Source organism: Pseudomonas sp. NPDC079086 (assembly GCF_044542155.1).
Classification (GTDB): domain Bacteria; phylum Pseudomonadota; class Gammaproteobacteria; order Pseudomonadales; family Pseudomonadaceae; genus Aquipseudomonas.
The window spans coordinates 1,899,013-1,911,308 of sequence record NZ_JBITTY010000001.1; the positions used below are offsets into that span (position 1 = coordinate 1,899,013).

Annotated in this window: 10 protein-coding genes; 2 read left to right on the plus strand and 8 right to left on the minus strand. The window is 59.5% G+C overall.

Going from position 1 to position 12,296, the window contains the following annotated elements; genetic code table 11:
- Positions 1 to 17: 17 nt before the first annotated feature.
- The 6 genes from nhaD to ACIGEK_RS08905 form a co-directional block, all read right to left on the minus strand.
- Positions 18 to 1,394, minus strand: coding sequence for a sodium:proton antiporter NhaD (gene nhaD / locus ACIGEK_RS08880; protein WP_397492927.1), 1,377 nt, complete (start codon positions 1,392 to 1,394; stop codon positions 18 to 20).
- 212 nt (positions 1,395 to 1,606) lie between these two features.
- Complete coding sequence (gene nhaC / locus ACIGEK_RS08885) at positions 1,607 to 3,070, minus strand: Na+/H+ antiporter NhaC (RefSeq protein WP_397492928.1); 1,464 nt, start codon at positions 3,068 to 3,070, stop codon at positions 1,607 to 1,609.
- Between the two features lie 104 nt (positions 3,071 to 3,174).
- A complete protein-coding gene (locus ACIGEK_RS08890; protein ID WP_397492929.1) occupies positions 3,175 to 6,006 on the minus strand; it encodes a valine--tRNA ligase in 2,832 nt (943 codons plus the stop codon).
- A 117-nt stretch (positions 6,007 to 6,123) separates the two neighbouring features.
- Positions 6,124 to 6,519 carry a DNA polymerase III subunit chi gene (locus ACIGEK_RS08895; RefSeq protein WP_397492930.1) on the minus strand — a complete coding sequence of 132 codons (396 nt, stop codon included), beginning with the start codon at positions 6,517 to 6,519 and terminating at the stop codon, positions 6,124 to 6,126.
- Between the two features lie 195 nt (positions 6,520 to 6,714).
- Complete coding sequence (locus ACIGEK_RS08900; RefSeq protein WP_397492931.1) at positions 6,715 to 7,134, minus strand: DNA polymerase III subunit chi; 420 nt, start codon at positions 7,132 to 7,134, stop codon at positions 6,715 to 6,717.
- A 100-nt stretch (positions 7,135 to 7,234) separates the two neighbouring features.
- Positions 7,235 to 8,725, minus strand: coding sequence for a leucyl aminopeptidase (locus tag ACIGEK_RS08905; protein ID WP_397492932.1), 1,491 nt, complete (start codon positions 8,723 to 8,725; stop codon positions 7,235 to 7,237).
- A gap of 143 nt (positions 8,726 to 8,868) precedes the next feature.
- Between ACIGEK_RS08905 and lptF the strand changes: the two genes are divergently transcribed.
- Positions 8,869 to 9,990: an LPS export ABC transporter permease LptF gene (lptF, locus tag ACIGEK_RS08910; RefSeq protein WP_397492933.1), complete on the plus strand. Its 1,122-nt coding sequence runs from the start codon at positions 8,869 to 8,871 to the stop codon at positions 9,988 to 9,990.
- Positions 9,983 to 11,044 carry an LPS export ABC transporter permease LptG gene (gene lptG, locus ACIGEK_RS08915; protein ID WP_397492934.1) on the plus strand — a complete coding sequence of 354 codons (1,062 nt, stop codon included), beginning with the start codon at positions 9,983 to 9,985 and terminating at the stop codon, positions 11,042 to 11,044. The genes lptF and lptG overlap by 8 nt, the downstream gene beginning before the upstream one ends.
- Before the next feature lie 136 nt (positions 11,045 to 11,180).
- Here the strand turns inward: lptG and ACIGEK_RS08920 are convergent, their stop codons facing one another.
- Entirely contained in the window at positions 11,181 to 11,675 is a 495-nt protein-coding gene (locus tag ACIGEK_RS08920; RefSeq protein ID WP_397492935.1) for an RDD family protein, read from the minus strand.
- 190 nt (positions 11,676 to 11,865) lie between these two features.
- Positions 11,866 to 12,078, minus strand: coding sequence for a cold-shock protein (locus tag ACIGEK_RS08925; RefSeq protein ID WP_304864699.1), 213 nt, complete (start codon positions 12,076 to 12,078; stop codon positions 11,866 to 11,868).
- Positions 12,079 to 12,296: the final 218 nt, after the last annotated feature.

Genomic DNA, 12,296 nt, shown 5'->3' on the forward strand with positions numbered 1-12,296 from the left:
GCACGGTCCGGTTGTGTTCAGCTCAGGGTAGCAATCGCAATATAGGTTGCTGCACCGGCGATATAACCGACAAAGGCCAGCAGGCTGATTTTTTTCAGGTACCAGATGAAGTTGATCTTCTCCATGCCCATTGCCGCTACACCGGCTGCGGAACCGATGATCAAGCAGCTACCGCCAGTGCCGGCGCAATACGCGAGCATTTCCCAGAAGGTGCCGTCGACCTGGAAGTTGCTCAGCCAAGGCGTGTCGGAACCCGCCAGCGCCAAGGCTTCTGGGCTTATCAGGGGGTACATTTTCATAGCGCCGGCAACCAGCGGTACGTTATCAACCACCGATGACAGCAGGCCGATGGCGATGTTGATGGCGTAGACATCACCCAATCCTTCGCGCAGCAAGGTGGCGACCTGGGTCAGGTGGCCAGCAGTGGCCAGGCTGGATACCGCGAGCAGGATGCCGAGGAAGAACAACACGCTGGTGGTGTCGATGCGGCGCAGTACGCCGACCACCGAGAGCGGGTGTTTGTCTTCGTCGTTTTTGCCGCGGTGGATCACTTCAGTGACCACCCAGAGCACGCCCAGGCCGAGCAAGATGCCCATATAAGGTGGCAGGTGGGTCACGGTCTTGAATACGGGGACAAACACCAAGGCGCCGATACCCAGCGTGAATACCAGGTTGCGCTCGAACGGGGTGGTGGGGTCGCGGCGCTCTTCGGCCAAAGGCTTGACCTCGGCGCGTTGGATCTCGCCTTTCATGGTCATGCTGAGAATCAGCAGCGGTACCAGCAGGCAGACCAGGCTCGGGATAAACAGGTTGGTCACGATGCCGCTGGTGGTGACCTGGTTGCCAATCCACAACATGGTTGTGGTCACGTCGCCAATTGGCGACCAGGCCCCGCCGGCGTTGGCTGCGATAACCACGATGCCCGCGTAGAACCAGCGCTCTTTCTGGTCGGAGACCAGTTTGCGCAGCAGCGAGACCATGACGATGGTGGTGGTCAGGTTATCCAGCGCCGCCGAGAGAAAGAAGGTGATCAGCGCAATGGTCCACAGCAGGGTCACGCGTTTGTTGGTACGGATGCGGTCGGTGATGACCTTGAACCCTTCATGGGCGTCGATCAGCTCGACGATGGTCATCGCGCCCATCAGGAAGAACAGAATCTCGGAGATCTCGCCCAAATGGTGGCGCAGCTCCTCGGTGACGTGATGGCCATTGCTGCTTGCGCCGGCCGTGCCTGAACCGATCAGCGGCAGAATACTGTCCGCACCCAGTACCAGCAGGGTCCAGCAGATCACGGCGGTGAGGATTGCCGAAGCGGCTTTATCGATTTTTAGCGGGTGTTCGAGGACGATGCACAGGTAACCGAGAACAAAGATCAATGCCATCAACGCATACATGGTCAGAATTCCATTTGCAGGGCTTTTTTATTGAATTAGAGGTGCCGGGGCTTTTGATGCGTCGACGAAGATGCCTGAATTGCTCAGAAAATGGGAGGGTATTTATTGCGCAGTAAACCCGCCTGGGGCTTGCGCGGTTAGTTCCTGACTGAATGATTAGCCCTGGTACGCCCACACTGCGGGCTTATGCGCAGTGTGGGGAATGTGTGGGATTACGCCTGCGACAGGTCGTCGCGTTCCGCCTCAACCTGCACGGAAGGTTGCGGCGGGAAGATAAACGCCAGGCAGATTGCCAGCAGCGGCATCAACAGGTTGAAGAAGCAGTACGGCAAATAGCTGAGGGTCGCCACGCCGAGGGTCGCGGCCATATAGGCGCCGCAGGTGTTCCATGGAACCAGCACGGAAGTCAGGGTGCCGCCGTCCTCCAGGGCGCGCGACAAGGTTACCGGGGCGAGGCCGCGCTTGGCGTATTCCTCGCGGTACATACGCCCCGGCAGCACGATGGCGATGTATTGGTCAGCGGTGATGATGTTGCTACCTATGGTGGTGGCGATGGTGCTGGCGATCAGGCGGCTGGTGCTTTTGGCCAGGTGCAGGGTGCTTTGTAGCAGACGCTGCAGCAGGCCGAGCTTTTCCAGCACGCCGCCAAAACACATGGCACAGATGATCAGCCACACGGTGGTGAGCATGCTGCCCATGCCGCCCTTGGACAGCAGGCCATCCAGCGCCACGTTGCCGCTATTGGACTCGTAACCGGCGAACAGCGCCGTCCACACCGTTTTCAGTGGCGCCAGCGCGCCGGCAGCGGGGTCTGCCAGGCGTTGCATGACATCCGCCTGAAAGATCAGCGCAAATACGGCGCCGACCAGCGCTGCGAGAAACACCGCAGGAAATGCCGCCCATTGGCGCACCGCCAGAAACAGCAGAAACGCCACGGGCAGGAGCAGGTGCCAGCCGAGGCTGAACTGGCTCTCAAGGGCTTGCAGCACCTCGGCAATGCGCGCGGTGTCATGGCTGCCGCTGGCCTGTTGGCCGAGGATAAAGAAAATCACCAGGGCAATCAGCAGCGCTGGAACGGTGGTCTGCAGCATGTAACGAATGTGCGCGAACAGGTCGGCACCGGCGGCAGCCGGCGCCAGGTTGGTGGTGTCTGACAAGGGCGAGAGCTTGTCGCCAAAGTAGGCGCCGGAAATGATCGCCCCGGCGGTGATGGCCGGGTCCAGGCCCAGGCCGGCGGCTACGCCCATCAAGCCAATACCCAGGGTGCCGGCTACGGTCCAGGAACTGCCGATGGACAGCGCCGTGAGGGCGCAGATCAGACAGCTGGTGACGTAGAAGTATTCCGCCGAAATCAGCTTGAGCCCGAACCAGATCATGGTCGGCACGGTGCCGGCGAGAATCCAGGTGCCGATCAGCGCGCCAACCGCCAGCAGAATCAGATTGGCCTTCATGGCCATGTGGATGCCGGCGAGGATGCCTTCCTCGACCTGCGCCCACTGCAGGCCATTTTTCAGGCCGACCAGACCGGCGACAAAGGCAGCACTCATCAGTGCGATCTGGTTGGGCCCGCTGGAAGAGCTGTCGCCATATAGGTAAACGGAAAGGCCCAGCAGCAGCACCAGCACGCCAATCGGCAGCAGGGCATCGAGTAGGGAAGGGGAGCGTGCATCAGTCATGGGTGTACCGGTCGATCAATAGAGCTGTGGCTGGCTAAAGCCCAGCCCCAGAAAAAACGAAACCCGCGCCGGTAAGGGCGCGGGCTGCGGGTGTTGCCAGTGGATCAGAGTGCGGCGATCTTGCCGCGCTGCTCGACCATCTTGCTCAGGGCTTGCTCAGCCTCGGCCAGTTTGGCGCGCTCTTTATCGAGCACTTCGGCCGGCGCCTTGGCGACGAAGCCTTCGTTGCTCAACTTGCCGCCAACGCGCTGTACTTCACCGCTCAGGCGGGCGATTTCCTTGTCCAGACGCGCCAGTTCAGCGTCCTTGTCGATCAGCCCGGCCATCGGTACCAGTACCTGCATCTCACCCACCAGGGCGGTGGCAGACATCGGTGCTTCTTCGCCGGCTTCGAGTACGCGTACCGACTCCAGCTTGGCCAGCTTGTTCAGCAGCGGCGCGTTATCGGCCAGGCGGCGCAGGTCTTCCGCGCTGGCGTTCTGCAGGATGATGTCGATGCGCTTGGCCATGGAGATTTTCATCTCGCCACGGATCTGGCGCAGGCCGAGCATCAGCTGCTTGACCCACTCGATGTCGCCTTCAGCGGCGGCGTCGATGCGGCTCTCATTAGCCACCGGCCAGGCCTGCAGCATGATGGTGTCGCCGCTGACGCCTGCCTGCGACTTGATCCGCTGCCAGATTTCTTCAGTGATGAACGGCATAAACGGATGCGCCAGGCGCAGCGCCACTTCCAGCACGCGGATCAGCGTGCGACGGGTGCCGCGTTGACGTTCGATCGACGCGTTCTCGTCCCACAGCACCGGCTTAACCAGCTCCAGGTACCAGGCGCAGTACTCGTCCCAGATAAACTCGTACAAAGCATGTGCAGCCAGGTCGAAGCGGAAGGCGTCTAGTTGGCGGGTCACTTCGGCTTCAGTGCGCTGCAAAGCGGAAATGATCCAACGGTCCACCGAGGACAGCTCGACTTCTTCACCGTTGATACCGGTGTCCTGGCCATCGGTGTTCTCGATGACGAAGTTGGCGGCGTTCCAGATCTTGTTGCAGAAGTTGCGGTAACCCTCAACCCGGCCCATGTCGAACTTGATGTCGCGGCCGGTGGAGGCCAGCGCCAGGTTGGTAAAGCGCAGGGCGTCGGTGCCATAGGCGGCGATGCCTTCTGGGAATTCCGCTTTGGTCTGCTTGGCGATTTTTTCGGCGAGCTTAGGCTGCATCAAACCGGTGGTGCGTTTCTCCAGCAGGGCGTCGAGGGTGATGCCATCGACGATATCCAGCGGGTCGAGCACGTTGCCCTTGGACTTGGACATTTTCTGGCCCTGACCGTCGCGCACAAGACCATGCACGTACACGGTCTTGAACGGAATCTGCCCGGTCAGGTGAGTGGACAGCATGATCATCCGGGCGACCCAGAAGAAGATGATGTCGAAACCGGTGACTAGCACGTCGGTCGGGTGGAAGGTTTTCAGAGCGTCGGTCTGCTCAGGCCAGCCGAGGGTGGAGAAGGTCCACAGGCCGGAGCTGAACCAGGTATCGAGGACGTCTTCATCCTGACGCAGGTTGGCGTCGCCAAGGTTGTGTTCAGCACGTACTTCCGCTTCGTCGCGGCCGACATAGACGTTGCCGGCATCGTCGTACCAGGCAGGAATACGGTGGCCCCACCAGAGCTGACGGCTGATGCACCAGTCTTGAATGTCGCGCATCCAGCTGAAGTACATGTTTTCGTACTGCTTGGGCACGAACTGGATTTCACCGCTCTCGACCACGGCGATGGCTTTTTCGGCCAACGGCTTGGTGCTGACGTACCACTGGTCGGTCAGCCAGGGTTCGATGATGGTGCCGGAGCGGTCGCCTTTCGGCACTTTCAGCGCGTGCGGCTCGATGCCTTCAAGCAGGCCAGCAGCCTCGAAGGCGGCAACGATCTGCTTGCGCGCTTCAAAACGGTCGAGGCCGGCAAATTGCGCGGGCAGGCTGCCGTCGATGTCGCTATTGACACTGCCGTCGATATTGAACGCCTGGACTTGCGCCAGTACCGCAGCGTTTTTGTCGAAGATGTTCAGCAGCGGCAGGTTGTGGCGCTTGCCGACTTCATAGTCGTTGAAGTCGTGGGCTGGGGTGATCTTCACGCAGCCGGTGCCGAATTCCGGGTCGCAGTAGTCGTCAGCGATGATCGGGATGCGTCGGCCAACCAAAGGCAGTTCGACGAAGGTGCCGATCAGCGCTTGGTAGCGTTCGTCACTCGGGTTTACCGCTACGGCGCTGTCGCCGAGCATGGTTTCCGGGCGGGTAGTGGCAACGATCAGGTAATCCTTGCCGTCAGCGGTTTTGTTGCCGTCAGCCAGCGGGTAACGCAGGTTCCATAGGCTGCCTTTCTCGTCGTGGTTTTCCACTTCGAGGTCGGAGATGGCGGTGTGGAACTTGGTGTCCCAGTTGACCAGGCGCTTGCCGCGGTAGATCAGACCGTCTTTGTGCAGGCGCACGAAGGCTTCTTTAACCGATTCGGACAGACCGTCGTCCATGGTGAAGCGCTCGCGCGACCAGTCCACCGAGCTGCCCAAACGGCGGATCTGCCGGGTGATGGTGCCGCCGGACTGTTCTTTCCATTCCCAGACTTTTTCCAGGAATTTCTCGCGGCCCAGGTCGTGGCGGCCAATGCCATCGGCGGCCAGTTGGCGCTCAACCACCATCTGGGTAGCGATGCCGGCGTGGTCGGTACCCGGTTGCCACAGGGTATTGCGGCCCTGCATGCGGCGGAAACGGATCAGCGCATCCATGATCGAGTTGTTGAAACCATGGCCCATGTGCAGGCTGCCAGTGACGTTCGGCGGCGGGATCATGATGGTGTACGGCTCGCCTGCACCTTGCGGGGCGAAGTAGTTATTCGCCTCCCAGTTCTGGTACAGGGCGGTTTCAATGGCGTGCGGCTGGTAGGTCTTGTCCATGCGCGGCGGGACCCTTATGACGGCTAGACGGAAAAGCCGGCAAGTATAGCGGGGATGGCCCTTGCGACGTAAGGGCGCGCGTGGTGCGGCTGACTGGTGGGCGTGATGCGCCCGCGCTTATGGCCGGCGTGGCGGCAGTAGGCGCGTCAGACGTGCTTCCAGGCGACGTTTCAGCTCAGCCTCGATCTGCGGCACGAAGTCGTCGATCACGTCCTGCAGGATCAACTGGGCGGCGGCGCGCAATTCGCTATCCAGGCGGTTCATCTCGCTGTTGCGGCTGACGCTTTGGCTCACGGTGTCACGCAGGGTTGACGCGGCTGCCGGCGGTATGGGCTTTGGCGCGACTGCACTGGGCGGCGGGGTAACGATTTCCGAGAGCAGGGGGATGCTATCTGGATCGAGCGAGTCGATCAGCAGCGGTGGTTCGAGGTTTTCATCGCCCAGCAGCTGGCGGATCGACTCCAGGTCGTTCAGCAGTTGAGCGGGTTTTTGCGGAGGCTTTGGGGTGTCCATATGTGCAACTAGCAGGCGGTTGAAAAGCATAGGCGAGGCAGGCAAGACAAGGCGCTACATTAGCAACAGCCTTCGGCTGGTCAAAGCGCCGAGGAAGTGGACTGGGCTCGCACACGAGTTTACGTGTTGTAAATGAGCATTCCGAGGCCGCTTTTATCGCAGTATTGCCAACGCAGGTAGTTTTTCAACGGCCTGCTAGAGTTCGACTCGTTTTGGATCATACCCGCGCTGCCGGTAGCTGCGGAAATTCTCCCGGCAGGCGGTCAGCAGGTCAGGTTCCTGGTTGACGATTTCAATCACCCGGCTAAAGCGCTCGACTTGCGGTGAGAGGGTGCTGCCGAGGTTGATCAGCACGCCCTGAGCGCTGTTGGGCTCTTCGTCTAGACCAATTACCACCGGTGCTTGCGCGTCATCCTGGTAGAGGCTGTGCGGCACAAAGCTTTCGGCCTTGAAACGCCACAACAGTTCATCCGCTTCGGTGCATTGCTGCGCATCGCTGCCGCGCAGAAACACCGGTAGGCCGGCGCGCCAGGCTTTCATCGCCAACTGACAGGCCGCACGCAGGCGTTCGGCCGGCGCGGCGGTGGAGAGTACGTAGAATTCTATTCGGGGCATGGCGGCACGATTTGGCGTTAGTTGCAGGAGCGGCTTGCTGATAGGCGCGCAGCTTACCAGTCAATCGCGGTCAAGACCGCTCCTGTAATACGCCAGAAGCTTAGGCGTTGCTGCGATCCAGCAGGTACTGCGTCAGCATCGGCACCGGCCGGCCAGTTGCGCCTTTGTCCTTGCCGCCACTGATCCAAGCTGTACCGGCGATATCCAAATGCGCCCAGTGGTATTTCTTGGCAAAGCGCGAGAGGAAGCAGCCAGCGGTGATGGTCCCGGCTTTCGGCCCGCCGATATTGGCGATGTCAGCGAACGGGCTATCGAGCTGTTCCTGGTACTCGTCATACAGCGGCAGCTGCCAGGCGCGGTCGTCGGCGGTCAGGCCGGCACTGAGGATCTGCTGCACCAATTCGTCATTATTGCCCATCAGGCCGGAGACATTGCTGCCCAGGGCAACGATGCAGGCGCCGGTGAGGGTGGCGATATCGATCACCGCCTGCGGCTTGAAGCGCTCCGCATACGTCAGGGTATCGCACAGCACCAGGCGGCCTTCGGCGTCGGTATTGAGGATTTCCACGGTCTGCCCGCTCATGGTCGTGACGATGTCGCCAGGGCGCGTGGCGCCGCCGCTTGGCATGTTTTCAGCACAGGCCAGCAGGCATACCAGGTTGATCGGTAGTTGCAGCTCAAGCACGGCCTTGAGGGTGCCGAATACGCTGGCGGCGCCGCACATGTCGTATTTCATCTCATCCATGCCGGCGGCCGGCTTGATGCTGATGCCGCCGGTGTCAAAGGTGATGCCTTTGCCGACCAGGGCGTAGGGCTTCTCAGTCTTTTTGCCGCCCTGGTAGTTGAGCACGATCATGCGGGGCGGCTGGTCGCTGCCCTGGGCCACGGCGAGGAAGGCACCGGCGCCGAGCTCTTTAAGCTTCTTCTCGTCGAGAATCTCAACTTTGAGGTTTTTGTAGGCCTTGCCCAGTGCTTTGGCTTCTTCCGCCAGATAGCTTGGGTGGCAGAGATTGGGCGGCAGGTTACCGAGGTCCTTGGTGAAGGCCATGCCGGTGGCAATTGCCTGGGCGTGGGTGCTGGCGCGCTCGGCATCGGCCAGGTTGGCTTTCTCGGTGAGCAGGGTAAGCTTCTTCAGTACGCCGGCATCGGCCTTCTGGCTCTTGAAACGGTCAAAGCAGTAGCCCGCATCAGCAAGGCTTTCCACCATCAGGCGGGTTTTGCCATAGGTGTCACGGCCTTTTACCTGTACTTCGTCAAGCGCCAGTGCCGCGTCGCTGCCACCGAGGTTTTTCAGGCTGCTATAAACACTGGTGATCAGTTTACGTAGTTGGCGGTCAGACAGTTCGCTGTCCTTGCCGGTACCGACCAGCAGCAGGCGCTCGGCTTTCAGGTTAGGCAGGCTGTGTACCAGCAGGGTCTGGCCAACCTTGCCAGCTAGGTCGCCGCGCTTGAGCAGAGCGCTAATTGCGCCGCCGCTGACAGTGTCGAGAGTTTTGGCACTTTCACCAAGTTTGCAGCCTTCGCCGACAGGGATAACCAAGGTGGCGGTTTTTAGTGTTTCTGGGCGAGCGCTTTTAACAATAAATTCCATTACGTGGTGTCCCCAAGACAACGAGTCGCTATTGCAGGATAATGCCGGCTTAAATTTCGAGGTTCGCCAGTTGAGCGAGCCGGCAAGCAGTGTGGCTAGTTTGAGCTTAGCCAGCTGAGCCTGACAACCCTGGAGTGTCTGGTTTGATCGTCTTCCGTTATCTGTCCCGTGAAGTGTTGCTGACCCTGAGTGCCGTGAGCGCGGTGTTGCTGGTCATCATTATGAGTGGTCGCTTTATTCGTTATCTGGCCCAGGCTGCGCAGGGTGCGCTGGACCCTGGGGTACTGCTGATGATCATGGCGTACCGTATTCCCGGGTTTTTGCAGCTGATTCTGCCGTTGGGGCTGTTTCTCGGCATCCTCCTGGCCTATGGGCGGATGTACCTGGACAGTGAAATGACCGTGCTCTCGGCCACCGGCATGAGTCAGCAGCGCTTGTTTGCCTATAGCCTGGCGCCAGCAACACTGGTGGCGTTGCTGGCCGGCTGGCTCAGCCTGGGCCTGGCCCCGCAGGGCGTTGAGCATGTGACGCGGATACTCAATCAACAGAGCGCCATGACCGAGCTGGATACTCTGGTGCCTGGGCGTTTCCAGTCGATGAGAAATGGTTCGCGGGTAACTTACACCGAGGAGCTTTCCGAGGATCGGGGGGCTCTGTCCGGGGTGTTTATCTCCGAGAAGCAGCTGTCGAGCAAGGGTGATAAAGAGCGTGGTATCTCGGTGCTGGTCGCCGAATCGGGCCGCCAAGAAATTCAGGCAGATGGCAGTCGCTACCTGATTCTTGAAAACGGTTACCGCTACGACGGTAATCCGGGGCAGGCCGATTACCGTGCAATTAAATACGATACTTATGGCGTGCTGCTGCCTAAGCCGGAAGTGGCGACTGAGGTGACAGAGCGTGAGGCGATACCGACGCGCGAGTTGATCGGTAGCGACAAGCCGAGCTTGCAGTCTGAATTGCAATGGCGTTTGTCCATGCCCTTGCTGGTATTTGTGGTGACGCTGCTGGCGGTGCCGTTGTCCCGGGTTAACCCGCGGCAGGGGCGCTTCCTAAAATTATTGCCGGCCATTCTGTTGTACATGGCATACCTGGCAGTGCTCATAGCGGCGCGCGGTGCGTTAGATAAAGAGAAACTGCCTGCGGCACTGGGGCTGTGGTGGGTTCACGGTTTGTTCGCATTGATTGGGTTGTTACTGCTCTATTGGGAGCAGCTGCGCTTGAGCTGGACGTCCCGTCGTGTGGCGCAGGAGGTGCCTCGTGGTTAAGTTGGATCGATATATCGGTACGCAGGTATTCGTCGCCATTCTGGGTGTGCTTGGCATTATTGTCGGCTTGGCGCTGCTGTTTGCCTTTATTGACGAATTAGGTGATGTCGAAGGTAGCTACAACCTGTCGGATGCACTCTGGTATGTCGCACTGACGACGCCGCGGCGGATTTACGACATGTTGCCGATGGCAGCTCTGATCGGTTGCTTGATTGGTCTGGGCTCATTGGCCAGCAACAGCGAGCTGACCATCATGCGTGCCGCGGGCGTTTCGGTTGGGCGCATCGTCTGGGCGGTCATGAAGCCGATGTTGGTGCTGATGCTGGTTGGTGTGCTGATTGGTGAGTATCTCGCGCCTTATAGTGAAAACCAGGCGCAGGCCAGTCGAGCTATGGCGCAGGGTGGTGGTGAGGCGCAGAGTTCCAGACATGGCTTGTGGCACCGCCAAGGTCAGGAGTATGTGCATATCAACGCGGTACAGCCCAATGGCGTGCTGCTCGGTGTGACCCGCTATCGCTTTGATGATCAGCGGCGCATGCAGTCGTCCAGTTTTGCCCGTCGTGCGCACTATCAGAATGACCACTGGCAGCTCGAAGACGTGGCCACCACGCATTTTCTTGAGCGCAGCAGTGAGGTCGTAACGCTCGATAATGAGCGCTGGGATGTTGAGTTGACGCCGCAGTTGCTTGGGACTGTGGTCATGGCTCCTGATGCGCTATCGATGACTGGTTTGTGGCGTTACATCCACTACCTGGCTGAGCAGGGCCTGAATAACAGCCAGTATTGGTTGTCGTTCTGGACCAAGGTTCTACAGCCATTGATAACGGCGGCGCTGGTGCTGATGGCGATCTCCTTTATCTTCGGTCCGCTACGCTCCGTGACCCTTGGGCAGCGGGTCTTTACCGGGGTGCTGGTGGGTTTTGTGTTCAAGATCAGCCAGGACCTGCTCGGCCCGTCGAGTCTGGTGTTTGGCTTCTCGCCGCTGCTGGCTGTGTTGGTTCCCGCGGGCGTCTGCGCGCTTGCAGGTGTTGTGTTGCTGCGTCGCGCGGGTTAACCGAGCGTAAAAAAAGCCGGCGTGCGCATTACTGCGCACGCCGGCTTTTTATGGTCTGCCATTTGTAGTGGGTACTTTTGAGGTTGCCGGGGTGGGGCGTTAAAAATGGCTTCTGGCCATTTTTGTTGCTCTCGATTTACTTCTTATGGATGTTCTTCGGCAGCTGAATCACCTGGCTGTCCGAATAGATGTCATGCCAGCTGCGTTTTTCTTTGTCCCAGAGCACCCAGAGAAAGCCCAGGCCCAGCAGCAGCCAGGAACCGATGGCGACCAGGAAGCGCAGTAGCGCCTGCCACAGGCTGATCGCCGTGCCGTCGGCATTCTGGATGCGCAGGCCCCAGACCTGCATGCCCAGGGTCTGGCCGTTGTGCGTCCAGAACTTGGCGAAGAAGCCAAACAGGCTGAGAAACAGCAGGGTTGAAAGCAGAGGGTCGCCATCCAGTGCGCCGGCGTCGGACATTTGCTTGAGCTGCGCCTCACCGTAGAAGCCCATGAGGATCAGCTTGTAGATGAAGGTCACGACGATCAGCAGTGCGATGCACAGCAGAAAGTCATAAAACATTGCAGCGAAGCGGCGAATCAGTCCGGCGCTGGGGAATTCACCCTGCGGGCGCAGCAGGTGTTTCGGCATGGTCGGCTCTTTACTCAATCGGCTGGCGGAATGGCGGCAACAATACGGCATTCGTGGGAATGCCCGGCCATAAAAAATGCCCGGGAGTCATTTTTAACGTCGCAGAGCGACGGCCCGAAGGGCGCGCGATGGATGGCAGGGCATAAAAAACCCCTGATGTTGCCACCAGGGGTTCTTCAGCGCAGCAGGATTATTCCTGAATTTGTACTTCGTCAGCCTGCATGCCTTTCTGGCCCTGCACCGCAATAAAGCTGACTTTCTGGCCTTCTTTCAAGCTCTTGAAGCCGTTGCTTTGGATCGCGCGGAAGTGCACGAACAGATCCGGACCGCTTTCAGGAGTGATAAAACCAAAACCTTTTTCATCGTTAAACCACTTGACGGTACCGCTCTGACGATTCGACATGGTGTATTTCCTTGAACCTAGAGTTGATGACAGCCGCTACTCGACATGAGGGGCTGGATACTGGTTGCAAGGCGGTGTGCGACGGTCGAGCGGGATGTAGCGGATCTAGATGATCTACTGCACCAGGTCACGATTTTCGGCGACCCATGCAAACACAGTGGGGCAGACTTTACGTCAACTCCCAGGCAAATGCCAAGCCCCTGCAGGGCATGCAGTTA

Excerpts from the sequence above, each read along its gene's own strand:
- nhaD (WP_397492927.1), bottom strand. The coding sequence starts at position 1,394 with ATGTATGCGTTGATGGCATTGATCTTTGTTCTCGGTTACCTGTGCATC.
- nhaC (WP_397492928.1), bottom strand. The coding sequence starts at position 3,070 with ATGACTGATGCACGCTCCCCTTCCCTACTCGATGCCCTGCTGCCGATT.
- ACIGEK_RS08890 (WP_397492929.1), bottom strand. The coding sequence starts at position 6,006 with ATGGACAAGACCTACCAGCCGCACGCCATTGAAACCGCCCTGTACCAG.
- ACIGEK_RS08895 (WP_397492930.1), bottom strand. The coding sequence starts at position 6,519 with ATGGACACCCCAAAGCCTCCGCAAAAACCCGCTCAACTGCTGAACGAC.
- ACIGEK_RS08900 (WP_397492931.1), bottom strand. The coding sequence starts at position 7,134 with ATGCCCCGAATAGAATTCTACGTACTCTCCACCGCCGCGCCGGCCGAA.
- ACIGEK_RS08905 (WP_397492932.1), bottom strand. The coding sequence starts at position 8,725 with ATGGAATTTATTGTTAAAAGCGCTCGCCCAGAAACACTAAAAACCGCC.
- ACIGEK_RS08920 (WP_397492935.1), bottom strand. The coding sequence starts at position 11,675 with ATGCCGAAACACCTGCTGCGCCCGCAGGGTGAATTCCCCAGCGCCGGA.
- ACIGEK_RS08925 (WP_304864699.1), bottom strand. The coding sequence starts at position 12,078 with ATGTCGAATCGTCAGAGCGGTACCGTCAAGTGGTTTAACGATGAAAAA.